The organism is Sorangium sp. So ce367 (genome assembly GCF_051520455.1).
Classification (GTDB): Bacteria; Myxococcota_A; Polyangia; order Polyangiales; family Polyangiaceae; genus Sorangium; species Sorangium cellulosum_B.
The window spans coordinates 7,038,187-7,061,935 of sequence record NZ_CP150334.1 but is presented as its reverse complement, the minus strand read 5'-3'; the positions used below and the strand labels follow the sequence as shown (position 1 = coordinate 7,061,935).

The following is a 23,749-nucleotide window of genomic DNA, read 5'->3' as shown; positions in this document are numbered from 1 at the left end:
GCGCAGATGCGAGTCGTCAAACCCCTCAAGGTCCCCGCGCTCACGCGCGTCGTCGAGGTCGCGCGGCGCCTCAGGTTCCACGTGGGCGCCATGATGGCGTTCCCCCTCGACGCGCCGCGCGCGCTCGTCGATGAGATGTCGTTCTGGCAGGCCGCGACGGCGCAGCTCGGGAGCATCCCGCTCGACGACGGCATCACGAAGGCGCGCGGCGAGCTGCTCGTCGCGGGCCGGTGCTACGCCCCGGAGGGCCGCCGCGTCGGCGCGTCGTTCGTCCGCGCGCGGCTCGGCTCCGTCGACAAGCGCCTGGCCGTGCTGGGCGACCGGTACTGGAGCGGCCACGGCTTCACGGAGCCGGAGCCGTTCTCGGAAATGCCCATCGACTGGGCGCGCGCGCTCGGCGGGCCGAAGGACGCGGCGAACCCCTACGGGAAGGGGATCGAGGAGATCGAGCGCGGCGGGCAGCGCGTCCGGCCGCTGCCGAACGTGGAGCACTACGGCGCGCTGATCCGCTCGCCCGGCGACCGGCCAGGCCCGGCGTCCTTCCTCGCGATGGACGTGACGTTCGGCCAGCGCCGCGCCCGCGCGGGGACGTACGGCGCGGACTACGTCGAGAAGTGGGCGCCCGGCCTGCCGCCCGACGTCGATCCCGCCTTCTTCAACGTCGCGCCGAGCGATCAATGGCTGGCCGAGCCGCTCCGCGGCGACGAGGCGTTCCTCGTGGAGAACATGCACCCGACGCGCCCGCGCATCGAGGGCGCGCTCCCCGGCCTCGCCGCGCGCGTGCTCGTCACCCGCCGCGACGCGAGCGGGGAGGCGTTCCTGGAGCTGCCTGTCCGCTGCGACACGGTGTGGCTCTTCCCCTCGGCCAACCTCGGCGTCGTGATCTTCCACGGCTCGATGCCCGTGGCCGACGACGACGCCGGGGAGATCGTCGACCTCGTCGTCGCCTGCGAGGAGATCGGCCGCCCCCGGCCGATCGAGCACTACCGCGAGGCGCTCGCCCGGCGGATCGACAAGGACCGGGGCTCGATCGCGTCCCTCAGCGACAGCGATCTCATGCCGCCCCGCGAGTCGGGCGTCGCCGCGAACGTCGCCGGCATCGAGATGGTGCAGTGGCTCAAGAGCGAGAACCTCGCCATGCAGAACCTGCGGCGCGGCGCGGAGCGGGAGCGCGAGCGCCGCCGCGAGGAGCTGCTCGCGGACGGCATCGACCCGGCCCGCTTCGGCCTCGACGCGCCGCTGCCGGAGGAAGAAGCGCCTCCGCCGGTCGACGATCTCGACGCGCTGGTGACGTACCTCGACGCGGCGTCGCGGAAGATGGAGGAGGAGAAGGAGAGGGCCGAGCGGCTGAAGAAGGAGGCCGAGGAGCGCTTGAAGGCCCAGGCCGCGGAGATGGACGTGTCCGAGGAGGCGCTCCGGCGCGGCCAGACCGGGGAGGAGCCGCCGGGCGGCCCGCCGCGCTTCTCGGCCAAGGCGCAGCTCCAGCAGTACGCGGAGCTGGCCGAGGCGGCGCGCCTCGGCGGCGTGCCGAACCTCGAGCTGGAGGCGATGCTCGCGGATCCAGGCTTCCCCGAGCAGCTGCTCCGCCTCGAGCAGGCGGCGCGCGAGGGCTACCGCGGCTCGGCGCACCTGCGATCCGCGGCCCTGCCGATGACCGCCGAGGCCTCGGAGATGGCGCGCGTCGTCGTCGACGCGGCGCGCGAGGCGGGCGAGCCGCTCGACGAGCGCGATCTCACCGGCGTGGACTTCCGCGGGGTCGACCTGCGGGGGATGCGCTTCGCGCGCGCGTTCCTCGAGGGGGCCGACCTGCGCGGCTGCGACCTCTCGGGCGCGGTGCTCGAGGGCGCGGTGCTCGCGAAGGCCGACCTCTCTGGCGCGAACCTCACGGGCGCGCGGCTCCGGGGCGCGAACCTGGGCAAGGCGAACCTCGAGGGCGCGGTGTTCGACGACGCCGATCTGACCGAGGCTGTCCTGATGGGCGCGAGGCTCGCCGGGGCGAGCCTGAAGCGGGCGAAGCTCGAGCGCGCCGACGCCCTCCAGGTGAGCTGGGGCGGCGTGGATCTCTCGGGCGCGGATCTCTCGCTCTGCTCGTTCCTCCAGACGAGCTTCGCCGGGGCGAACCTCGCCGGGGCGAACCTCGAGCGGGCGATGCTGCTCGAGTGCTCGCTCGACGGCACGGACTTCTCGGGCGCTCGGCTGCACAAGACGTCGTTGATGAGCTGCACCGGGGCGAAGGCCCGCTTCGCGGGGGCGCGCTTCTCCGAGGGGGTCGCCGTCCACAAGAGCGGCCTGCCGGAGGCCGACTTCCGCGACGCCGTGCTCGACAAGACCTGCTTCCGGACGACGGACCTGCGCGGCGCGCGGTTCGATCGAGCCCAGATGACGATGACCGATCTCTCCGAGGCGGACGCGACGGGCGCGACCTTCGACCGCGCCGTCATGAAGAACGCCCTCTTGATCCGGACGAACCTCGACCGGGCGTCGCTCCGCGGGTGCAACCTGACGGAGGCGATCCTCTCGAAATCGCGCCTGGCGGGGGCCGACTTCACGGGCGCGCAGCTCTGCCGGGCCGATTTCAGCCGCGCGCGCGGCGACAACCGCACGACGTTCGCCGAGGCGAGCGTCGAGTTCACCCGGTTCGACCGGCAGGCGGCGCCGGCTCCTGGAGGCGCGACATGAACCGCGACGAGGTGCTCGACAAGGTCCGCCACGGGGACCCGATCCAGGCCGTGGACATCTCCGGGCTCGACCTGACGGGCGCGGATCTCTCGGGCGCGGTGTTCGACCGGGTCCGCATGCCGCGCGTGATGCGGGGCGCGCTCGTCAAGGAGTCGACGTTCTCCGAGTGCGATCTGTCGGGCGTGGACGCGACGGGCGTGGACCTGCACCTGACGACGTTCTTCCGGAGCCGCCTCGACGGGGCGACGCTCTCGGGGGCGAGGCTCATCGGCGCGACCTTCGTCGAGTCGAGCTTCGAGGGCGCGGCGCTGTCGGGCGCGGAGGCGCCCATCGCCAGCTGGACGACGTGCTCGCTGGAGCGCGCCTCGTTCGAGGGGGCGAACCTCGACCGGGCGAACCTCGTCGAGGTCAAGGCCGGCGGCGCGAACTTCTCTCGCGCGAACCTCGAGAAGGCGACGTTGTACAAGCTCGACCTGCGCACCGCGCTGCTCGACGGCGCGAACCTGACGCTCACGACGCTGGTCGAGGCGGCGCTGGGCGCGCGGGCGTTCCAGGGAACAAAGCTGTTCCGCACGCAGTTCATGCGCGGCAGCGTCGCTGGATCGAGCTTCGCGGGCTGCGACGCGACGCAGTGCAATTTCACCGGGGTCGACGTGTCCGACTGCGATTTCTCCGATGCGGTCCTGACGCAGGCGCTCTTCGTCGAGGCGAGCGCGGCGAAGGCGCGGTTTCCGCGGGCGAAGCTGCAGAACTCCATCTTCGAGCGGGCCGCGCTCGCCGAGGCCGACTTCTCGGGGGCGGAGCTCGTCGAGGCGTACCTCGCCTTCGCGTCGTGCGCCGGCGCGCGCTTCGTCGGCGCGAAGCTCGCGTACGCGGACCTCTCGCACTGCGACCTCTCGGGCGCGGACTTCACGCAGGCAGCGATGTTCCGCACCAAGCTGCACCGCGCTCGCCGCGACGGGGCGAAGGTGCCGGCGGGCGCGGGCTGGCTCGGCGACGACGAGAAGCTCGCCGCGATCGAGGACTGGAAGCCGCGCCGCGGCGGCGAGCGCGATGGGCAGCGCGCGTGACCGTGCCTGCTGCGCGCGCCGCGCGGAACCACGAAGCCGTGCGGAACCACGAGACACGAGGGAGACCTGGGGCGAGGCCGCGTTCCACGAAATTCATTGATTTTTGCCTTGAAATCGTTGAAACTAGCGTTGCGGCGCGCACGTCCTGACCGGGCGGATCCAGGCCGAGGAGACCCGAGATGCAGAGCATGGCGGCCCGCGAGCCCCTGACGGTGGCACACGACGACAGCGCGCAGGACGACCTCCTGGCCGCGGTGGATCTGCCGGCGATCGAGCGCTCGCCCTCGCCCTCGCCCTCGCCGCGACGCGTGCCGTCGCTGGAGACGGGCGTCGTCCGGGGCACGGCGTCGGGGCTCGTTGTCGAGCTCGGCGGCGGGCCTGTCGCGGCGCGGCGCGCGAAGAGCTGCCTCGTCGCGCCGGACGCGGGGGATCGGGTGCTCTGCGCGGTGGAGGGCGAGCAGGTCTTCGTCCTCGCCGTGCTGGAGGGCGAGGCGGGCGCGACGACGCGGATCGTCGCCGAGGGCGATATGAAGGTGCAGGCGACGGGGCGGCTCGGGCTCGGCGCCGGCGACCAGATCGAGATCGCCGCCGCCAGGGAGGTCGGGCTGTTCGCGGGCAAGCTCCAGATCCGCGCGCAGGCGGCGGCGGCGGCGATCGAGGAGATCGGGCTCGTCGGCCGGTTGCTCGAGGCGCACTTCCAGAAGGCCGTCGTCGTCGCCGAGCGCATGGAAACGCGCGCCGACCGGCTCGTCCAGCGCGCGAAGCAGGCGTTCCGCTTCGTCGAGGCGCTCGAGCAGGTGCGCGCGGGCGTCTTCGATCTCCGCGCGGAGGGCCTCGCGGCGGTGCGTGGGGAGAACACGATCGTCGCCGCGCGGACGCTCGCGAAGCTCGACGGCGAGCAGGTCAAGATCGGCTGAAGGGGCGCGCCGCGCGAGGCCGCGGGCGCCAGCAACGACGAGGGGTAAAGCGATGCTCGCGAAGACGACCGCAGGGGGGATGTGCCTGGCGTTCCCGGACGTGTGCCTGACCCCGACGCCGGCCCCGGTGCCGATCCCGTACCCGAACATCTCGCTCCATCCGATGAGCGTGCTCTTCGTGCCGAACGTGCTCGTCACCTGCGCGCCGGCGCACAACATGCTGACGGTCGCGCCGCTCACGATGGGGGACAACCCGGGCGTCGCGCTCGGCGTCGCGTCCGGGATGGTGATGGGCCCGTCGCGCAACGTGACCGCGGCCTTCACGGTGATCGTCGGCTGCGCGCCCATGACGCGCCTGACGAGCATCTCGATCCAGAACAGCACGAACGCGCCGGGCATGGCCATCGTACCGAGCGTCACCACCGTCCTCGTGCTCGCGCCGTGAGGGTCGCGAGCAAGGGGTCCGCCACGGAGTCAGGGACGGCGCCGGAGAAGAGCACGCTGACCGAGGCGCTCGCGAAGCTCGACGCGGCGATGCGCAGGCCGACGGGCAGCAGCGTCGATCCGGATCGGCGCCGCGTGGCGGCCCGGCTCGCGGATCTCGCTCGATGCGAGGACGACGAGCTCACGGCGTTCGCCAGGCGGCACCTGCCCGGCCGCGCGGCGGACGAGGCGGCGCTGCGCGCCGCGCGAGAGATGCTCCTGGCGATCGGCCGCGTCCTCGGTCCGGAGGGCGAGAGCGCCGAGGCGCTTGTCGTGCTGAAGGACGCGCACGGGGCGCTCGACGAGCGGCTGGCGGAGGCGAAGCGGGCCGCGGCGCAGCGCGCGGAGGAGGAGGCGGCGGCGAAGCGCGCGGCGGAGGAGGCCGCGGCGACGACGGGCGCGCCGGCGCTGGTCGAGGCGCAGGGGCCGCTGTCTCGCCTGGGCGGGGGGCTGCCCTTCGTGCCGCCGACCGCGGCGAAGTATGACGCGGAGGAGGTCACCGCGACGACGAGCGCGCCGGCGCTGGTCGAGGCGCAGGGGCCGCTGTCTCGCCTGGGCGGGGGGCTGCCCTTCGTGCCGGCGGCGGCGCCGATGGCGGCGCCGCCGGCGCCGATGCCCGCGCCGATGGCGGTGCTGGGGTCAACGGCGGTGCCTGGGCCGGCGCCGCTCGGTGTGCCCGCGGCGGCGCCGGCGCCGCTCGGTGTGCCCGCGCCGATCGCAGTACCCGCGCTGGCACCGATGGCAGTACCTGTGGCCGCGCCCGCATCTGTGGCCGCGCCCGCACCTGTGGCCGCGCCCGAGCCCCCTCCGGCGCCTGCGTCCACACCTGCACCCCAGTCCGTCACCCAGCCCGCGATCGTGCCTGTTCCCGCGCCTGCGTCGGTTCCTCGGACGGACCCGCCGGCGAGCGGCGCGGAGTCGAAGCCTCTGAGCAAGACGCTCCCCGATTCGCCGCGGGTCATCGACTCCGCGCTGCCTTTCATCCCGGTGGCCTCCGAAGAGCGCCCTCGGCCGTCCGTCGCTCGTTTCGACTCGGCGCTGCCGTTTCAGCCCGTCGCCAGCCCCGATGGACAGCCGGCGCGCGAGCCTGGTCCGGCGCCCGCGCACCACTCCGCGGCGGTGCCGCTCCACGACGAGCGTCATTCCGTTGCGGCCACGCCGAGCGCGCAGGCCGCTGCCACGGCGAGCCCGTTGCCGGTCGCTGCGTCGAGTGCGCAGGCGGCTGCCACGGCGAGCCCGCTGCCGGTCGCCGCGTCGAGCGTGCCGCCGGTCGCCACGCCGAGCGCGCCGCTGGTCGCCGCGCCGAGTGCGCCGCCGGTCTCCGCGCCGAGCGCGCTGCTGGCCGCCACGCCGAGTGTCCCGCCCGCCTCCACGCCGGCCCCCGCGAGCGTGAGCGACCCGCTCAGCGCGCGCCCGCCACCCTCGCTCACGCTCAACCAGTACGCCGGGCTCGTCGTCGCGTGCGAGCTGTACCCCGCCTACGTGGAGAGCACGAACGCACGCTACGGGGTGCCGACCCCCGCGGCGCGCGCCGCCCTCGACGCCTTCTGGGCAGGTCGCTTCGCAGCAGATCCCGCCCTTGCCCAGCGCTGGCCCGAGCTCTGCGAGGCCGCGCGCAGGTACTTCCTGCAATCGCGCTGAACGCCGGCGCCGCACGCGCAGCGCCTCGCAGGAACACCTCGTGAAGCGGCGCCGGCGTTCAGCCGGCGGCGCTCGAGCAGGCTCGGATGAGCTCGGCCACGAGCGGCGGCAGCCGACCGGTGAGCGCAGCGCGCTCCGGCTGGAACAGCGTGGCGACGAAGAACGGATGGCCGTCGAGCTCCACGGCGCGCACGTCGCCGGCGTCGTCCTCGGCGCCGATGCGCAGCGGGCCCGAGACCAGCGCGGCCCGGAACTCCGGGTTCAGGCCGTAGCGGCACCGATATCCTTCCGTGGCCTCAGGGCGGCCGTACGCCCGCGCGATGCGGGTTCCGGCCTCGAAGCGAATCGTGCCGGTGGCCTCCACCAGCGAGCACGCAAGCGGCGCGATCACCGCGCGCTGCGCCTCTGGCGCGGTCTCCGCGTGCTCGGCGTCGGACCAGCCCAGCACATGGCGCGCGTACTCGACCACCGCGTGCTGGAAGCCCCCGCAGGTGCCGAGGAACGGGCGCCGCTGCTCGCGGGCGAAGCGGATCGCGCGCAGCGCGCCATCCATGCTTCGGTACGGGCTCGCCGGAACGCACCACAGGGCGTCGTAACGAGCCACCCGCGAGGCGTCGATCACCTCCTCGGTCGGCACCCATTCAAAGGAGAGCGGCACGGATAGCGCCTCTCCCGCCAGCCGCAGCGCCACCGGGATGGCCCGGTGGGCCGTCACGGCGTCGTCGTGGTCACCGATGAGCCCAACATGAAGCATCGTCTGCATCGTAGCCTCAGCGCCGCCAGGTGTACGGCGGCGCGGCCGTCACCTCGGTGACCGTCGAGACGCCCGCCCAGTCGGCGGGGACGAACCCGTAGAACGTGTTGCTCGATTTCGATGTGGCGACGAGCTCGACATCCCCGAGCAGCGTTGCTGTTCCGGAGACGGACTGGCCATCGCCGAACCAGCCGAGCGGGTAGAAGGTGGTCTGCACGTTCGCCGAGCCGCTCACGTTGAACCCGCGCGCCTGGATGCCCGAGCCGCGTTGCCCGACCAGGCTGAGCGCGCCGACACGGCCGCCGGAGATCACGCCGTTGACGATGGTCGCATGATCCTCGACGCGGACGTCGCCGCTCACCTCTCCGCCGAGGATGGTCGCGTAAGGACCGACGTAGACGCTCGACGGCGTGCCCGCGGGCGCGCAGCCGCCGCCGTTCGCGTGCCTCGTCGTGCCCCGCGGACACGCATCGAGCTGACCGTCCTGAAAGCCGGCGGGCCACGCTCCGTCGAGCTCCACCATGTACGGATAGCGATAGATCGACGGGTACGCTGGCCCGTCCGAGGGCTTCGTCCAGACCAGCTTCTGGTATTCGGTCGGCGTCGCGACCACGACCAGGTAGACGTGCTCGTCGGGGCTGACGCAGAAGTCCATCTCGCCGTCGCTCCCCCGCTGCAGGGGGCTGTAGCGCGATGTGGTCAGCTCCGGGTCCGTCGCGACGAGGCCCCAGCGCCAGCCGGAGTCGGCGCCAGCCTGCGTCACGCCCCGGAACACAACGCGCACGCTGGTCGCGTCCGATTTCGGGTGCAGGCGCACGACGTTGTAACCCCAGCGCTGCGGCGCCCAGTGATACGGCGAGACGAAGCGGCGATTCTGCGCCCAGTCCGCGTCGAGCGCCTCGAGGCGCGTGAGACGAAGCCGGCGATCGGTGCGGCCGTTCGACGTCATGTCGGCCTCGATCGAGCCGTATTTTCGTCGATACACGCCGGAGGGATCGCCCCCGTCCGTGGGCGGAGGGTCCTTGTAGTCCCAGGTGATGTTGTGCATGGCCCACTCGCCGAACTCGTCGTTGAGCCGCTCGATGTCCCAGCCACGGCTCAGCATGAGCTTCTGCCATGGGTCCCCTTGGCCGCGCGGCGCCTCGTAGGCCCACATGTCGTTGACGGCGCTGTAGCAGTGCTTGTCCTTCAGGAACTCGAAGAACTGCCAGTTGCAATAGCGGTTCCGGGTGTTGCCGTAGTAGAGGTGCGGCATGTTCGGCAGCATGTCCGAGCAGTGCACGTTGTCCCGCCATATCTGATGCGGCATCCAGTTCGCGTGGCTCTCGAAGATCCAGCAGCCGTCGCCGCCGCAATCGGGGAACGCCTGCGTCGTCGACTGCACGCCGTGCATGAACTCATGGGCGAGCCCCCACGGGTCGCGGGCGGCGTCGGGGCCGATCCACATCCCCATATAATTGACGCCGTTGCGGCTCCACCCGCCGCCCCAGAGCGGGAAGCTGTTGTCGAAATGGACGGCGGCCTTCCACTTGTCCGCTGATCTGCAGTACGGCTCGGGGAAGAAGATGGGGCTGCCGAAGTACGCGCTCCAGATGCTCTCGAGCGTGTCCGCCGCCTCCTCCGCCTGGCTCAGGTCGATGTCCGTCCCCTCGGGCCAGTAGAAGGCGAAGTGCGCCGACTCATGGCGCAGCGGCGCGCGCGTCTCGCCGCCGTCGCGCGGCGCCCTCCAGGTGCCTGCCGTGCAGCTGGCCCCCGTGGTCTGGCAGCTCGTCGCCCACGCCGTGCTCGTCGTGCCCTGCTCGCATGCACCGGGGTTGCCGCCTGCAGCCCCGGTCGATCCGCCGGTTCCCGCCGCCTCGGCCGTCGATTCACCGGTGCCGCCGGCGCTGCTGGCGCTGCTGGTGCTGCCGGTGCTGGCTGCGCCTGAGGTCGCCGTCCCTGAGGTCGCCGTCGTGCCGCCGCCGGACCCTGATCCCGGAGCAGGTTCCTCCGAAGCCTGACCGCACGCCGCGAGGAGCGCGGCGACGACGAGCGCGGAGCCGTTCACGAGAGGCTGCTGAAACGATGGGCGAGTCGTGCGACGAACCCCCGCGGGGGCGCGGAATGTGACCCAGACCTGACCCAGGTTGGGTCCATCCACAGACCACAGACCGACCCAGGTTGAGACATGATCCAGATTGGACCCGAAGACCCGACCCAGATCGGAGACTCGACGCAGGTCGTTCCAAGACCCGACCTAGATTTGCTCCCAAATCTTAACCTAGGTTGGGTTGGGATTGGGGGGAGAGGTTGGTGGAAGTGGATGGGCTGCGATGTCTGGAGGTGGTGAAAATAACATCCGAGGTGGAAGACGGCATGGCGGCCGCCACCTCTGGCGCAGTGATCGCCACGTGTGGGGCGTGGCAAGTGCTCGAAATGATTGACTTCAATCTCTGGCACAGCGTTTGTTGATACGGACGGGCCATGAGCCACCCCCGCGAGATCTCGCCCGGCGCTACCTATATGATCACCCGTCGCGTCTTGCGTCGGCACCTGCTCTTGCGCCCCGACGCAGCGATCACCCAGCTCTTGGTCTACGCCCTCGCGGTCTCGGCCCGTCGCTTCCGGATCGAAGTACACGCGTTCTGCGCGATGTCAACCCATCTACACCTGGTCGTGACGGACGTGAATGGCGTCCTGCCGCGCTTCTTGCAGTTCTTTCATCGCATTGTGGCGCTCGGGACCAAGGTGCTTCGCGCGTGGGAGGGACCGGTATGGGACCACGAAGCCACGAGCGTTGTGCGCCTCCTGACGCGCGCTGCAGTCGTGGAGAAGATCGCCTATGTGCTCGCGAACCCTGTGGCCGCCGGCCTCGTCCGGCATGCGCGTGAGTGGCCGGGGGCGAAAGTCGATGTGAGAGAGCTCGGCTGCGGCGTGCTGCATGCGGCGCGTCCTGTGGCGTATCTTGATCCGGAAAATCCACAGTGGCCCGAGGAAGTGATGCTGCCTCTCGCGCTGCCACCGGCGGTCGAGCAGGACGGCATCGATGACTTTCGGCACTTGGTCGCCGCCGCGCTCAAGGAACAGGAGGCGCAGGCCCATGCGGCGCTGCAGCGGCAAGGGCGTCGCTTTCTTGGTGCTGAGCGAGTCAGCAAGATCTCCCCGTACGAGCGCGTCACGAGCTCCGAGGCGCTGGGCGAACGCAATCCGACCTTCGCCGTTGGCCGCGAGCAGGGTGATGCACGGCGAATCGCTGGTGCTGCGGTGCGGGCGTTTCGTGCGTCGTACCGCGCGGCGCTTGAACGGTGGCGCGCCGGGGTACGCGGTGTGGTGTTCCCGGCGGGAACCTGGTGGATGCGCACGTTCCACGGCGCCAGCGTGACGGACCTCAGACTCGTGGTGTAGATACCGCATGGCGCCGTTCTCCGCGATGCGAGAAGCGCGGGAACGGGTTCGACGCGTTGTTGTCGTGTCGTGGATGACGTCCGTCTGGAAAAGCCGGAGCGGGCAGAGCGTTTGTCTGGCGCTGCGCGTACGCCCAAGAGTGGGGTATGCCGGGTCGAGTGCGTATGCGGCGATTGGAGCGGTGACTTTAGATAGGCTCTGACTGACAGGGCGGGCGCTTATGGGCCGATAGGTGAGGCGAAGCGATTGAATCAACCCGGGTCATTTATGGATTGGGGCCGCGCAGATCCGGTGACCGACAACCCGGGTCGAATTTCCTCTTGCGTACGCTTTCGTTCGATGGCTCCGATGGCTCAACCCGGGTGGGTCGTGCTGCGGGTGGGTCGATGATGATGATGATGGCTCAACCTGGGTCGGGCGATGATGATGGCTCAACCTGGGTCGGTCGGGTGGGGCGGGCCGCTGGGCCGCTCTCACCTGTACATACGGTCGATCCGCTCTTCGGGGGCGCGCGGGTCGAGCAGCAGGAGCGTTAGATAGAACGCCCACTCCAGCGGCTTCATCGCGAGATAGACGAGATCCGCAGCCCAAGCGGCGCCGATGTATCGGCTCACGGGCAGCCCCATCCGGTCGTAGAGCTGGCGCGCCGCGCGGCCGAAGCGTGGCCAGCGCTCGTGCAGCAGATCCTCGAAGGCGTTGGCGATGGCGAGCTGGCGATTGACGAGGATCGGCGTGCCGCCCCGCCGTCCGAGCCGGATCGGGCGCACAAGCCAGGCGTGGCCGCGCGCAGCGACGGTGCACAAGTAGTGGCAATCGCCGGGCAGCTTCACGATCGGGAGCTGCGACAGCGTGTACCCGCATGTGCGGGTGAAGACCTGGAGGGCGGCTGCCGGATGGTCCAGCCAGGCAGCGTGCAGGACGGCGTGAACCCCGAGCAGCAGCGTGGAAGCCGCGAGGGCGCGCCACAACGTGGGTCGGTGAATCGCGGGCCGCGGCGGGAGCGGGACTTGCGGCGGCCCCGCGCGATAGGCGGGATCGGCAGCGGCCAACGGAGCGGGCGCGCTGGCCTCGACGCCCCGCCTCAAGAGGCGAGCGCGCAGCTCGGCGGAATAGAAGACGACAGTGAACACCGGCGCTATGCACGGCAGGAGCAGCGGCGGCACGAGCAGGCCGGCCGCGACCCAGGGGCCGAAGTGCACCGCCAGCAGGACGTGGAGCGCAATTCCGACGAGCAGCGCTGCATGGACGACGAGCTCTGCAGGGCCAGGCAGCGCTTCTTTCCGGCGCCGTGACACGACATAGGCGAGCGCGGTGAGGGCGTGCAGCGCGATCAGGCCGTGGACTTCCGGCTCGGCGAGCGGCCGGAACGCCGTGGTGCCGGCGTCGCATGCCGAGACAGTGCACGTCCCGGGGGCATCATGGCTGTACGCCAGGCCCCAGGCGGGCAGGAGGAGCAGCGTGAGCACCTCGGCCGCCACCTGGAAGGGGTCGCGCCCCCGGCGCCGTATCGCGCGGTATGTCCATACGGTCAGGCCGATCCAACAGGCCAGCCCGAGCGCTCCGGCGGCGAAGATCGCGGCATCGAGTCGGACCAGCTGCCCCACGCCGAAGAGCAGCGCCGCGAGCGCCGGAACGCCGTAGCCGGTGGCCACCAACGCGGCGAGGGCACCGTCTGTCAGCGAGAACGGCCGCTCGGTCGGTGGCTGCTGCGGTCCGGTCGGTGGCTGCTGCGGTCCGGTCGGTGGCTGCTGCGGTCCGGTCGGTGACTGCTGCGGTCCGGTCGGTAACTGCTGTGGCTCGGTCGGTGGCTGCTGCGGCATGCGTCCACCATGCTAACGGCTCCAGTCCCAGGAGATCCATCCTGCGAGGTGGAGCGCGCGTCCTTCACGGGCCGCGTCGCACGTCGGAGCGTGAGCCGTGCTGGCTGCTCGCGCGGGGAACCCCTGTCGCGTCGAACGGATGCTGATAGGATCCATGGGATCTGGCATGAGCCCGGACCGAAAGCGCCGTCCGCGCCCCCCAACCTCGCCCGAAAGGCGGCCGCTCCGGCGGCGGGCGCACGCGATCGCCGAGGATCTCCTTTCGTCGGCCATGAGCGACGACGAGCAGGTGAGGCTCGCGCGCCTCGTGCTCAGGTCCGGCTCCCGCGAAGCGATCAACCGTATCTTCGAGTACTTCCAGCGACGCCAGGCCGAGACCCGGTGGGGAAGAGACAACCCCCTGCACGAGATCGCCGGGGCGATGCGCGTCCAGGCGATCAAGGCGCTCAGGGGCCCGCCCGGGCAACACAGCAGGAATCACAGGAGCGCGCTCCTCGTCCTGTGGGTAGCCGGTCGCCCGGGCGATGTTCCGCTCCTCGTGTCGCTCCTGGCCGCGCAGGACCCGGACGGCCTGGATAGCGACATCTTGCCGGTGCTCCAGCACGTCATTTCGGGCTACGAACGCGACGATCCCCACGTCATCGCCTCGATCGAGCGGTTCATCGAGCGGTCGACGTCGCTGCGGGACATCCACGCCGCGTCGCTCGTCCTCCGCGAGTACCGCGTTCCCGAGGCCGAGTCGGCGCTCCAGCGTGCCCTCGCCGCTCCCGATCCGTGGCGGCGCGCCCCCATGATGGCGGCTCTCGTCGTCAGGAATCCGGGGCAGCACCGGCGCGCCGGCGAGGCGTTGCTGGCCGCGCTGAAGCTGGAAGCGCGGGCGGCCGAGGCCTCGGACAAGGATTCGGTCCAGAGGGCGCTCGCCGGGGCGCTCGACGGGGCCAGGGAAGCGTTCGAGTCCGGGGAGGAGGCCAGACCTCCGCCGGTTCCTGCGGCGCGGATCGAGGAGCTCGACCGCATGCCCGACGAGGACTGCGCTGCGTTCCTCGACAGGCTTGGACGGGAGTTCACCCTGGATCAGGCGCGCCTGCTCCCGCGCCTCCAGACCGCGTCCCTGGCCCGGAAAAAAGCGCTGCTCCGCGCCCTCGGGGCCGTGGCGACCGGCGGAACCCCGTTCTTCCATGCGGTGTGGCCTCTCACCTCCGATCCCGACGAGGAGATCGCGGCGCTGGCCATCGCCGCGTGCGGGGCCACGCGCTCGGACCAGGCGAGGATGCGGCTGACGGCGAGGCTCAGGGGTGCGATCGCGAGGGACGATGCGGCCGCCGTAAGGCCGCTCCTGAGCGGCCTGCGCGGCTGTCTCTACGACGGCGCGGTGTGGAGCGCGGCGCTGTCCCTGTCGTGTGAGATCGCCCGGAGGTTGGCGATCGAAGGGCTCGAGCACGCCGCCGTCCTGCGCGAGCCGGCGATCGAGCTGCTGAACGAGGCTGCGAGGCGCGAGAGCAGCGAGGAGCTTCGTCGGCGGATGGTCCGGCTTCTCGGGGACCGCTGACCCAAGAAACGGCGGCGGGGGCTTCTACGGCTATCGCCATCGATCGCCCGCGACGTGGTTGAGCCCCGCGCCATCGCCCGCGACGTGGTTGAGCCCCGCGCCATCGCCGTGACGTGGTTGGTCCCGCGACGGGAGGGACCGCGGGACGCGGCGCTAGCGCCCCGCGGGGCCGATCCGGCGGCCCTCGGTCGGAGGCTTCGGCCTGGAGGGCGTCTCCAGCACGAGCTCGCCGCCGTGGGTCAGCACGTGCCAGCGCGGATCCCGCGGTTCGGGGGGCGGGGGCCCCACCCTTCCATTGACGTCCGGCGCAGGATTTGGACGCACGCGGAACCGCATCTGCCCGTCCCGCATCTCCATCAGCGTCAGGTCCTGGGAGACCTCCACGTCGCGCGCCAGGGGGAGCGCCGGCTGCCCTGGGCGATCCAGCGTCACATCGAGGCGTCTGCCGGCCGAGGCCGCGGGCGAGCTCGCGAGGAGCGCCGCGCCGCCGGGAACGGGAAGTGCCGCGACGCCGTCCGGTGCCGTGATCCGGCGCCACGCCTGCGGTGCGCCGAGCGGCAGCGGGCTTCGCACGAGCGCCTGCAGCGGCTCGCGCTGCCTGGCGCTTGCGGGCGGCGTCGGCTCGAGCAGGAGCAGCGTGCCATCCGGCGCCGCGGCGATCCACTTGAGCGCCTCGGCCGGGGTCGCCTGGCTCCCTTCCGCGTGCCATGCACCTTGCGCGCCCCGCACGAAGAGGGTCGCGCCCCCGCTGCTTCCGCGGCAGATCAGCACGCCGATGCCGGCCGCGTTGTGCAGCGCGACCGGCTGCGGGCACCCCTCGGGCGCCGCGACCGGCATCACGGTGCTCGCGATGTGGTCGACGACCGCGAACGTCGGTGGCCGCCTGAGGTGCGCGACGCAGGCGCTGCCGGGCGGTCGCGCGCTCGTCGGTTCGCAGATCCCGTCGCCGAACGTCGCGATTTGTGTGCGTGTCGGCTGTGGCCGCGGCGTGGCGCTTTCGAGCAGGCAGAGCGCGCCTCCGCACGAGACGCCAGCCGCGCCCATGAGTCCGATACCGCCCACGACGCCCCCGTCGTCGCTTTTGCACCGCGGCTCCCGCCCGACCGCGGTGTCGCCGCGCCCGGGCGGCTCGGGCGCTGGCGGGGCGACGGATGAGCGGAACGAGCCGGCCTCGATGGCGCGGATCGTGGGGGAGAGGTGCAGCGCGATGCCCAACGTGGGTCGGGCGTACAAGGACGCGGTATATAAGGACGCAGCAGCGGTCCTGGTCCACGCTTGGCCGTCGCGGCTCAGCACGGCGGGGCAGTTCGCATTGCCGTTCCAGATCCAGGATCCTGCGCGCTCGATCGATCGCGGCTGGAACGCAGATCGCTTCCAGGTCTGCCCGCGATCCAGCGAGAGGAACGTGTCGGGCGCCGCCGGCTGCTGACCACGCGTCGGCGCCTGGACCACGGCCGCGAGCACGCCGTCGGGTCGCACGAGCACCGCGCGCACCGCCTTGCCAGGCGCGACGACGGCCGAGGTGAAGCTGCGGCCCTCGTCGGCGGAGACGCTGACGCGCTCTCCGGCCGCGGCCGCGATGAGGGCGCCAGCGGCGTCCCAGGCCGTCGCGCCAGGCACGCTGCCGCGCGGCTCGAAGCCGTCCGCCCTCAGCGCATCGCGGACGCCGGCGGCACGGTGGAGAGCGCCCTCCGGCGTGGCCGCATAGAGCGCGTCGATCTGCGGGCCGCCGACCCCAACCCAGGTGAAGCCTGCGGGCAGCTTCAGTGGGCCGACGACGCCGAGCTTCTCGTCGACCGCGAACGCTCCGCCCGCAGGGTCGGCGCCGCCTCCCTTCGCGGCGAAGATCGCCACGTGCTCGCCGAGGGCGATCTCGGTGTGCTCGCGGAACGGGTCCCGACCGGCCCTGGCCCGCTCCTGCTCTCCCAGGGGCGGCTCGACCCAGGTTGCCGGCGGGATCGCGGCGATCGGCAACGCCATCGGAGCCGAGGGCTCCACGGCCGGCGCGCTCGCGGCGCGCGCGGGCGCTTCCAGCGGGGCGGGGGGGATGGCGACCCAGGCCGGCGCGAGCGCCGCGGGGGCCGACCCGGCGGCGGGACCACACGAAGCGACGAGGAGCGGGAGGGGGAGGAGCGCGAGCCGCGAAGCCATCATGCAGGGAGGGTCTCCTGGGCCACCCTTACCAGGCCCCCCGACGGGGATCACCAGGCGGGCGGTCGCCATGCGCCCCGCTGGCCATCGCCTCGGCCATCTGCTGAGCTGGACCCGTGCGCACACCGCGAACGCCGAGCCCCGCGAGCCCGTGCGCCGGACGAGCCGCAGGCGGCGCCCGCTCCTCGCCACGGCTCACCGACGTTGGGCGCGCAGGCGACGTGACGGGCGCGTGGGCCCCACGGACCACCGTGGAGCGAAGGCGCTTTGCCATCCTGGTCACGGCAGTGTGCGTCGCGGCGTGCACGCGAGAGCGCTCGTCCGGAGCGCCCGCCCAGACATCGCTCCCCATCCAAGCGTCGATCTCCGCCCCGCAACCCTCCGCGACGCCGCCGCCGGCGCCCGCACCCAGCGCCACCGTCGATGCGCCGTCGTGCACCCCGCACGACCGACCCACGAAGCTGTACTGGACGGAGGGGTGTTGCACGCCGGTCGTCGCCAAGGACGTTGTCGCGTGCCTCTCGGAGGCCGAGCGCGCCGCCGTCGGGTATGTGTCGGCCGAGCTCGTGAGCCACTGCGAGTGGGCCGAGCTGCCGGCCGACGACGCGAGAGGTCACCTGGACTGCCCGTATACCTCGGCCCTGGGCTTTGGCTATCAGTGCGAGGGCAAACACCGGGATTTCCTGCGCCGCTGGTTCCAGGAAGACATGCCGAGCAGGTGTTCGCAGAAGCCGGATGCAGCATATCAACAGGAGGTCCTCGTCGAGCTCAGTTTCTCCACCGTCGGCACGCGCACGACCGTCGACTACGAGGCTGCCGGCACGACGGGGCCCGGCGGCAAGTCCTGGGCCTGGACCGAGACGCTCGTGTTCGAGCCCCGGGGAATCGAGCGGATGAAGCTTGTGCGCCGGACGGCCAAGGGAAACCGGCCGAAGGCATATTAGGCTGTACGATTGCCCGACGTCCGGAAATAGCTCGAAGGTGCGAACGCTCCTTCGGGGCCTGTGGCGTCGGAGCGAGGGATCCAGTCAATGGCGAGCAACCCCGAGGCCGGTGGGAGCCAAGAGGGTCGTCGCATGCAGGGCGGCGTCCACGCGCGAGGCGCGCCGTGACAGCCCTGCTTCTTCCGGGGATCTCCTGAAGATCGCGTCGAGGAGCACGCCGGCGAGGCGGCCGACCTCCGGGACCTCCCTGGCCCGTGGGCGCGGCAGATCCACCGCGACGCTCTCCACGATGCGCCCCTCGTCGAACACCAGCACGCGATCTCCGAGCAGGACCGCCTCCTCCACGTCGTGCGTCACCAGGATGGCCGTGAAGCGGCGCTGCGCCCACAGCGACTCGACGAGGCGTTGCGCCCCGATCCGCGTCAGGGCGTCGAGCGCGCCGAACGGCTCGTCGAGCAGCAGCACCTTCGGGTCGTGGACGAGCGCGCGCGCGAGGGCGACCCGCTGCCGCTGACCTCCCGAGAGCACGCCCGGGTAGTCGTTCAGCCGATCTCCGAGCCCGACCCGGTCGAGCACGTCGCGCGCGCGCGCGTCGCGCCCTCTCGGCCCGCCGATGCACGTGTTCTCCAGCACCGTGCGCCAGGGCAGCAGCCGGGGCTCCTGGAAGACGACGCGCACCGCCTCGCGCGCCGCGACCTCCCTCGAGGCCAGGACGCGCGCCGCGCCGCGCGTCGGCTGCTCGAGGCCGCACAGGACGCGGAGCAGCGTGCTCTTGCCCGAGCCGCTCCGCCCGACGATCGTCACGAGCTCGCCAGGGCGGATGTCGAGCTCGATGCCCGAGAGCGCGAGCCGGTCGCCGTACCGCTTGTCGACCTGCTCCAGCACGACGCGCGCGCCGGCGGTCTGATCGCCCGAACCGCTCATTCGCTCACCTCGCCTCGAGCCGCTGCAGCGGCGGCTGCCACGGCAGGAGCCGGCGCTCGAGCCACCGCGCCAGCGAGTCGGCCAGCTTGCCGAGGATGGCCCAGAGCACGATCGTGAGCACCAGGAGATCCATCTGCATGAACTCGCGGGCGTTCATCGCGACATAGCCGAGGCCCTGGCTCGCGCCGAGCGTCTCCGCGACGATGAGCACGAGCCACGAGAGCCCGAGCGCGAAGCGCAGACCCACGAGGATCGAGGGGAGCGCGCCCGGGAAGATGACCTCGCGGTAGAGCGCGAACCCCCGCACGTCATAGACCTGCGCCATCTCGATGAGCTGCGGATCCACGCTGCGCACCCCGTGGAACGTGTTCAGGTAAACGGGGAACAGCACCGTGATCGCGACGATGAAGAGCTTCGCGGTCTCGCCGAGCCCGAACCACAGGATCACGAGCGGCACGAGCGCCAGCGCGGGGATCGCCCGGAGCATCTGAAGCGGCCCGTCGATGACCAGCTGCAGCGGGCGCGACAGCCCCGTGCCGAGGCCGAGCGCGAGCCCGACGGCCGCGCCGACGACGAGCCCGCCCACCGCCCGCAGCGCGCTCACGCCGAGGTGCGCGGGCAGATCGCCGCTCCTCGTGGCGTTCGAGGCGGCCACGAGCACCTCGAGGGGCGACGGCAGCAGGCTCTTCGGGATGATCTGCAGCCGCGACAGGACCTCCCAGAGGATCACGAGGGCCAGCGGGGCCAGCCAGGGAGCGATGCGCACGCCGAGCCCGCGCACCGCGCCGCCTCGAATCGGCCCTTCGCCGGCCGTCATCGCGCGCCTCCGATCGCGGCGCCCGGCAGGAGCGCCTCCTCGACGCGGATGTCGCGCGGGATGATCGCGAGCTTGTGGAACGTATCGGCGATGGCCTGCTGCCTTTGCACGATCTCGGGCGTGATCGGCAGGATCTGGAACGCGCGCCGGTGCTCGGACCGCAGGAACGCCTCGTACGAGATCCCCGAAGACCTCGCGAGGATCTGCGAGGCTTCCTCGCGGTGCCCGTCCTCCCAGGCGCTCAGCGCGCGGTACTCGTCGAACACGATCTGCAAGATCGCCGGCTGCTCTTCCGCGAACTCTCGCCGGACGACATAGAAGAGGCGGTTGTCGACGAGCCCCTCGCCGTCCTGGAGGACACGGGCCCCGGCGAGCTCGGCCGCTGCCAGGAAAGGATCCCAGATCACCCAGGCATCGACATTGCCACCCTCGAACGCGGTCCGCGCGTCGGCGGGCGCCAGGAAGACGACCTGGATGTCGTCCAGCGTCAGCCCGGCGCTCTCGAGGGCTCGAACCAGCAGGTAATGCACGTTGGAGCCGCGGTTGAGGGCGACGCGCTTGCCTTTCAAGGCCGCGAGCGTGCGGATCGGAGAGTCCTTCTTGACGGCGATCGCCTCGGCCCTGGGCGCCGGCGCGTCGCTGGCGGCATAGACGAAGGGCACGCCGCCCGCCTGCGCGAACACCGGCGGCGTCTCGCCGACGTGGCCGACGTCCACGGCGCCCGCGCGCATCGCCTCGAGCAGCGGAGGACCGGCCTGAAACTCGACCCACTCGGCGCGGGCGTTCCTCGCCTCGAGCGCCTTCGTCAGGGCCTCCGCGCGCTCCTTGAGGAGAAACGGCGTGCCGATCTTCTGGTACCCCAGCCGCACCACCACTGCCGCCCGCGTGTCCTCGGCCGCCTCTCCGGCGTTCGCCGCCTTCTCGCCCGTGGCGCCCGCCTCGCCGCCGTCGCGGCCGCACCCGAGCAGCAACAAGCTCGAGAGAGCTGCGCAGCCCAGCAGCGCGGAGCGGACCGTCGTGAACGAGATGTACCTGATCATGAGGGCTCTTTCGCCTCCTCTACAACCCACGTCAGCACGTAAGGATTTGTCTTCATGATGTAAAATTGCATCTATGACGGATGCGCAGCGTAAACCTCGGTCCAGCAGCCGCTGTGCCAGGTCGAGGCGTGGCGCTCCGCCGGGGAGCACCCGTCGAGGAGCGGTCGATTGCTGCTTCAGCAGCAATCGATCAGCAGTTGATGTTGCTGGGGGAGCAGCGGCGTCGCGGCGGGCTGCCCGGCGAGGTCCCTTGGCGCCGCGGGCTCCAGCGCGCGGCGGCGCGCGGTGCGGATCGTGCTCTCGCGCGCCTGACCCGGCGACGCACGGGCGAGGAGCTTCTCCATCGATGAACGTCTTCTGGTTTCTCCCGACGCACGGGGACGGCCGCTACCTTGGCACCGCCGAGGGCGCGCGCCCCGTCACGCTCCCTTATCTTCGTCAGATCGCGCAGGCCGCCGACGACCTCGGCTATCACGGCGTGCTGGTCCCCACCGGGCGATCGTGCGAGGACGCCTGGGCGGTCGCGTCGGCCATGATCCCGCTGACGCAGCGGCTTCGCTTCCTCGTCGCCGTGCGGCCGGGCGTCGTCTCGCCCACGTGGGCCGCCCGCATGGCGTCCACGGTCGATCGCCTGTCCGACGGCCGCCTGCTCGTCAACGTCGTGACCGGCGGCGATCCGGCGGAGTCCGAGGGGGATGGCGTCTTCCTGAAGCACGACGAGCGCTACGTCGTCACCGACGAGTTCCTCGGCATCTGGCGGCGGGTCATGGCGGGCGAGACGGTCGACTTCACGGGGCAGCACCTGCGCGTGAAGGGCGCGAAGATCCTCTTTCCGCCGCTCCAGGCGCCGCACCCGCCGCTCTACTTCGGGGGGTCGTCGCCCGCGGCGCACGCGCTCGCGGCGCGCCACGTCGACGTCTACCTGACCTGGGGAGAGCCTCCGGCCGCCGTGGCCGAGAAGATCGCGGACATGCGCCGCCGCGCGGCCGCGGAGCAGCGCACGGTGCGCTTCGGGATCCGCCTGCACGTCATCGTCCGCGAGACGGCCGAGGCGGCGTGGGCCGCCGCGAACGACCTGATCCGGCACCTCGACGACAGCACCATCGCCGCGGCGCAGCAGGCCTTCGGGCGCCTCGACTCCGAGGGGCAACGGCGCATGGCGGCGCTGCACAAGGGGCGGCGCGACGCCCTCGAGGTGAGCCCGAACCTCTGGGCCGGTGTCGGCCTCGTGCGCGGCGGCGCCGGGACGGCGCTCGTGGGCGACGCGGAGACGGTCGCGCGCCGCATGAAGGAGTACGCGGAGCTCGGGATCGAGACGTTCATCCTGTCGGGATACCCGCACCTCGAAGAGGCCTATCGGGTCGCCGAGCTGCTCTTCCCGCGGCTCCCCGTCGAGCGGAGGGCCGCAGGCGTCCGCCCGAACCTCACGGGGCCGTTCGGCGAGATCATCGCCAACGACATCGTCCCGCACCGATCGCAGAGCTGAGGCGGAAGGCCCCGCCCCGAGACGTCATTCGAGCTCCTCGGGGTCGGCGTCGTCGAGGGCGCGCCGCAGCAGATCGAGGTCGCTCATCGCCTCCTCGATGCACGCCGCAAAGGCATCGAGGAGGGCCGGGTCGGGGCCCTCGATGAACGCGTTGCGCGGCCTGGCGGTTCGGGACGGGACCGCGGTGCCCCTGTGCGGTGGCTTCGTCCGGGAATCGGCGGGGCCGTCACGATTTCGTGAAGGGCGACCGGGCCTGGCCGCATCCAGTGAGCAGAAGAGGGTTCGATGAACCCGGTCCACGCAGGTCCCGCGGCCGGGGCTTGACGGCCCCGAAGCGTCTGGACCTTCCCCCGGGCCCGCTGCCTTCGAGGACTCCCTCGAAGGCGGCCCGGCCGATCGTCACGTCGTGAGCTCCGAGCCTGCGCGTGGGTTCGAGGTCTGGAGTCCGTGACTCCATGCACGCTCGCGTCCGGCACTGCCACGCGCTTTTTTTCGACACCACAGAGGTACAATGCGCAACGTCTCGTTCACCCATCGCAGCGGGTTTCTTGCTCTCTTCCTCGCGGTCTCCGCCTGCGGCACTGCGATGGAGGGCGAGGTGGACGAGGTCGAGTCGATCTCGGCCGTCCAGCAGCCCGCCGTCATCGGTGGCCGCAAGGTCGCGGCGATCTTCATCCAGTTCAAGAACGGAGCGAGTCCGGATTACACCATCGAACAGGTGTATGACCGCCTCTTTGGCAACGCGGATTCGACCGACAAGTTCTTCCGTGAAGCCTCCTACGGAAAGATGCACCTGACCGGTCACAACCACACCGACGGGGACTTTTACGGCTGGTACGAGCTCGACGTGGGGACCCCGGTCTGCGCCCAGCACGCCAACTACGTGGAGCTGGGCAGGGCGATGGCCGCGCAGGCGGGGGGCTACGTGGAGGCCAATTACCAGCACACGATGTTCTTTCTCGCCGAGGTGCCGGCGGGGTGTGGCGACGGAGCTGGAGCCCTGTTCTCCAATACGTATTTTTACCACGCCGAGGACTCTGGCACCATGGCACACGAGCTGGGGCACAACCTGGGCCTGAACCACGCCGACCTGCTGAATTGCGCCGACGCTGCTGGGAACTGGGTGTCGATGAGCCCGAGCTGCGCGCAGCCCAATCTGCCCAAGTGCGCAAACAGCGGCCAGCTCAACCCAGGGAACACGAGTTGCTGGCAGGAATACGGTGACTCGTTCAGCACGATGGGGGGGCAGTTCCTGCACTACAATGCTCCGGAGAAGGCGCGGCTCGGCTGGTTCGAGCCTGAGAACACCGCGACCGTCAGCGCGAGCGGGACCTCCATCGTCAGCGTCAAGCCGATCGAGCTGGCTTCGGACGGCGTGCAGCGGCTCGTCGTCCCCATCCCCGGCGGGGACGAGACGTACCAGGTTGAGTATCGCCAGCCGCTCGGCCTCTTCGACTCCCAGCGGTTCACGGCGGGCTCGCCGGTCGCGAGCGGAATCGTCGTGCACCGGGGCACGCTGGAGGGGACCCCGACGCGCATCGTCAACATGACGCCCTCCGTGCCGATCAACGTAGCTAATTATCCCGCGAACGTCTCGCGCGAGGCGCTCCCCTGGGGTCATACGTTCGTCGATCGCGACGCGAACCTGGCCATCTCGTTGCTCGGGGTCTCGCCGTCCGAGGCGACGGTCAAGGTGACCCGCGGCACGGCGGCCGCGCCGATCCCCGCCTGCGCCGACGCGCCCAGCCACTGGTACCTGAAGTGCGGCGCGACCGACGCGACCTCGATGAACGCAGCGACCAAGCTCACGGAGGACAACGGCGCCCTCGTGCTCACGTACCAGGTCAGCCAGAGCATCGCGACCCAGAATGGTGGAGACGTCTGCACGCTCGTCCAGACGCACACCGCCGGGCAGTGGGATCCGTGCACCCAGTACTGGGTGCCGGCCGGCGGCACGCAGGCGTCGGGCGAGACGAAGACCCTCTCGCCCGACCTCGCAGGGTTCCGCATCACCTACCCTGCGCCCGGGAACTACAAGGCGTCCCTCAGCGCCTCGGGCGCGCTCAGCGTGACGCCCGCTCCCTGATCGC

General features: G+C 71.4%; 18 protein-coding genes. 10 read left to right on the top strand and 8 right to left on the bottom strand.

Translation table 11 applies throughout. The features are described from left to right. Positions 1-6: 6 nt before the first annotated feature. The 5 genes from WME97_RS26800 (at position 7) to WME97_RS26780 (ending at position 6,790) form a co-directional block, all read left to right on the top strand. Positions 7-2,679 (top strand): DUF2169 domain-containing protein, encoded by a 2,673-nt coding sequence (locus tag WME97_RS26800; RefSeq protein WP_437541307.1) that lies wholly within the window; start codon positions 7-9, stop codon positions 2,677-2,679. Continuing rightward, on the top strand, positions 2,676-3,749 hold the full coding sequence (locus WME97_RS26795) for a pentapeptide repeat-containing protein (RefSeq protein WP_437541305.1): 1,074 nt from the start codon (positions 2,676-2,678) through the stop codon (positions 3,747-3,749). Before WME97_RS26800 ends, WME97_RS26795 begins: the two co-directional genes overlap by 4 nt. A 179-nt stretch (positions 3,750-3,928) precedes the next feature. After that, positions 3,929-4,666 carry a DUF3540 domain-containing protein gene (locus tag WME97_RS26790; RefSeq protein ID WP_437541302.1) on the top strand — a complete coding sequence of 246 codons (738 nt, stop codon included), beginning with the start codon at positions 3,929-3,931 and terminating at the stop codon, positions 4,664-4,666. A gap of 52 nt (positions 4,667-4,718) precedes the next feature. Beyond that, on the top strand, positions 4,719-5,111 hold the full coding sequence (locus WME97_RS26785) for a DUF4150 domain-containing protein (protein ID WP_012237562.1): 393 nt from the start codon (positions 4,719-4,721) through the stop codon (positions 5,109-5,111). Continuing rightward, a complete protein-coding gene (locus WME97_RS26780) occupies positions 5,108-6,790 on the top strand; it encodes a hypothetical protein (RefSeq protein ID WP_437541300.1) in 1,683 nt (560 codons plus the stop codon). Before WME97_RS26785 ends, WME97_RS26780 begins: the two co-directional genes overlap by 4 nt. A 58-nt stretch (positions 6,791-6,848) precedes the next feature. Here the strand turns inward: WME97_RS26780 and WME97_RS26775 are convergent, their stop codons facing one another. Both WME97_RS26775 and WME97_RS26770 read right to left on the bottom strand, forming a co-directional pair. Further along, positions 6,849-7,553 (bottom strand): CTP synthase C-terminal region-related (seleno)protein, encoded by a 705-nt coding sequence (locus WME97_RS26775; RefSeq protein WP_437541298.1) that lies wholly within the window; start codon positions 7,551-7,553, stop codon positions 6,849-6,851. A gap of 7 nt (positions 7,554-7,560) precedes the next feature. Then, positions 7,561-9,591 (bottom strand): DUF6055 domain-containing protein, encoded by a 2,031-nt coding sequence (locus tag WME97_RS26770; protein WP_437541296.1) that lies wholly within the window; start codon positions 9,589-9,591, stop codon positions 7,561-7,563. Positions 9,592-10,007: 416 nt separating this feature from the next. On the opposite strand from WME97_RS26770, the gene WME97_RS26765 reads away from it, so the two are divergent. Next, positions 10,008-10,928: a transposase gene (locus WME97_RS26765; protein ID WP_437541294.1), complete on the top strand. Its 921-nt coding sequence runs from the start codon at positions 10,008-10,010 to the stop codon at positions 10,926-10,928. Between the two features lie 473 nt (positions 10,929-11,401). Here the strand turns inward: WME97_RS26765 and WME97_RS26760 are convergent, their stop codons facing one another. Further along, positions 11,402-12,748, bottom strand: coding sequence for a DUF6688 family protein (locus WME97_RS26760; RefSeq protein ID WP_437541292.1), 1,347 nt, complete (start codon positions 12,746-12,748; stop codon positions 11,402-11,404). Positions 12,749-13,019: 271 nt separating this feature from the next. Here WME97_RS26760 and WME97_RS26755 point away from each other — a divergent pair, with 271 nt between their 5' ends. Further along, positions 13,020-14,297 (top strand): hypothetical protein, encoded by a 1,278-nt coding sequence (locus WME97_RS26755; RefSeq protein ID WP_437541290.1) that lies wholly within the window; start codon positions 13,020-13,022, stop codon positions 14,295-14,297. A gap of 153 nt (positions 14,298-14,450) precedes the next feature. Here WME97_RS26755 and WME97_RS26750 read toward each other — a convergent pair whose 3' ends face one another. Further along, a complete protein-coding gene (locus WME97_RS26750; protein WP_437541288.1) occupies positions 14,451-16,277 on the bottom strand; it encodes a hypothetical protein in 1,827 nt (608 codons plus the stop codon). Between the two features lie 422 nt (positions 16,278-16,699). Between WME97_RS26750 and WME97_RS26745 the strand changes: the two genes are divergently transcribed. Next, positions 16,700-17,392 carry a hypothetical protein gene (locus WME97_RS26745; protein WP_437541286.1) on the top strand — a complete coding sequence of 231 codons (693 nt, stop codon included), beginning with the start codon at positions 16,700-16,702 and terminating at the stop codon, positions 17,390-17,392. 84 nt (positions 17,393-17,476) lie between these two features. Here the strand turns inward: WME97_RS26745 and WME97_RS26740 are convergent, their stop codons facing one another. From WME97_RS26740 to WME97_RS26725, 4 genes are all read right to left on the bottom strand, one after another. Further along, positions 17,477-18,316, bottom strand: a complete 840-nt coding sequence (locus tag WME97_RS26740) for an ABC transporter ATP-binding protein (protein WP_437541284.1) — start codon at positions 18,314-18,316, stop codon at positions 17,477-17,479. Positions 18,317-18,320: 4 nt separating this feature from the next. Next, positions 18,321-19,133, bottom strand: coding sequence for an ABC transporter permease subunit (locus WME97_RS26735; protein ID WP_437541282.1), 813 nt, complete (start codon positions 19,131-19,133; stop codon positions 18,321-18,323). Then, on the bottom strand, positions 19,130-20,173 hold the full coding sequence (locus WME97_RS26730; protein ID WP_437541281.1) for a sulfonate ABC transporter substrate-binding protein: 1,044 nt from the start codon (positions 20,171-20,173) through the stop codon (positions 19,130-19,132). The genes WME97_RS26735 and WME97_RS26730 overlap by 4 nt, the downstream gene beginning before the upstream one ends. A gap of 176 nt (positions 20,174-20,349) precedes the next feature. Next, positions 20,350-20,517, bottom strand: coding sequence for a hypothetical protein (locus WME97_RS26725; protein WP_437541279.1), 168 nt, complete (start codon positions 20,515-20,517; stop codon positions 20,350-20,352). A 2-nt stretch (positions 20,518-20,519) separates the two neighbouring features. Here WME97_RS26725 and ssuD point away from each other — a divergent pair, with 2 nt between their 5' ends. Both ssuD and WME97_RS26715 read left to right on the top strand, forming a co-directional pair. Then, complete coding sequence (gene ssuD, locus WME97_RS26720) at positions 20,520-21,659, top strand: FMNH2-dependent alkanesulfonate monooxygenase (RefSeq protein ID WP_437541278.1); 1,140 nt, start codon at positions 20,520-20,522, stop codon at positions 21,657-21,659. Between the two features lie 511 nt (positions 21,660-22,170). Next, positions 22,171-23,745 (top strand): hypothetical protein, encoded by a 1,575-nt coding sequence (locus WME97_RS26715; RefSeq protein ID WP_437541276.1) that lies wholly within the window; start codon positions 22,171-22,173, stop codon positions 23,743-23,745. The last annotated feature ends 4 nt before the right edge of the window (positions 23,746-23,749 follow it).

What these genes read in the sequence shown, in the direction of transcription:
- WME97_RS26775 (WP_437541298.1), bottom strand. Translation starts at nt 7,553, where the DNA reads ATGCAGACGATGCTTCATGTTGGGCTCATCGGTGACCACGACGACGCC.
- WME97_RS26755 (WP_437541290.1), top strand. Translation starts at nt 13,020, where the DNA reads ATGAGCGACGACGAGCAGGTGAGGCTCGCGCGCCTCGTGCTCAGGTCC.
- WME97_RS26725 (WP_437541279.1), bottom strand. Translation starts at nt 20,517, where the DNA reads ATGGAGAAGCTCCTCGCCCGTGCGTCGCCGGGTCAGGCGCGCGAGAGC.
- WME97_RS26795 (WP_437541305.1), top strand. Translation starts at nt 2,676, where the DNA reads ATGAACCGCGACGAGGTGCTCGACAAGGTCCGCCACGGGGACCCGATC.
- WME97_RS26790 (WP_437541302.1), top strand. Translation starts at nt 3,929, where the DNA reads ATGCAGAGCATGGCGGCCCGCGAGCCCCTGACGGTGGCACACGACGAC.
- WME97_RS26735 (WP_437541282.1), bottom strand. Translation starts at nt 19,133, where the DNA reads ATGACGGCCGGCGAAGGGCCGATTCGAGGCGGCGCGGTGCGCGGGCTC.
- WME97_RS26760 (WP_437541292.1), bottom strand. Translation starts at nt 12,748, where the DNA reads ATGCCGCAGCAGCCACCGACCGAGCCACAGCAGTTACCGACCGGACCG.
- WME97_RS26800 (WP_437541307.1), top strand. Translation starts at nt 7, where the DNA reads ATGCGAGTCGTCAAACCCCTCAAGGTCCCCGCGCTCACGCGCGTCGTC.
- WME97_RS26715 (WP_437541276.1), top strand. Translation starts at nt 22,171, where the DNA reads ATGCGCAACGTCTCGTTCACCCATCGCAGCGGGTTTCTTGCTCTCTTC.
- WME97_RS26730 (WP_437541281.1), bottom strand. Translation starts at nt 20,173, where the DNA reads ATGATCAGGTACATCTCGTTCACGACGGTCCGCTCCGCGCTGCTGGGC.
- WME97_RS26740 (WP_437541284.1), bottom strand. Translation starts at nt 18,316, where the DNA reads ATGAGCGGTTCGGGCGATCAGACCGCCGGCGCGCGCGTCGTGCTGGAG.
- WME97_RS26785 (WP_012237562.1), top strand. Translation starts at nt 4,719, where the DNA reads ATGCTCGCGAAGACGACCGCAGGGGGGATGTGCCTGGCGTTCCCGGAC.
- WME97_RS26750 (WP_437541288.1), bottom strand. Translation starts at nt 16,277, where the DNA reads ATGGCGTTGCCGATCGCCGCGATCCCGCCGGCAACCTGGGTCGAGCCG.
- WME97_RS26765 (WP_437541294.1), top strand. Translation starts at nt 10,008, where the DNA reads ATGAGCCACCCCCGCGAGATCTCGCCCGGCGCTACCTATATGATCACC.
- ssuD (WP_437541278.1), top strand. Translation starts at nt 20,520, where the DNA reads ATGAACGTCTTCTGGTTTCTCCCGACGCACGGGGACGGCCGCTACCTT.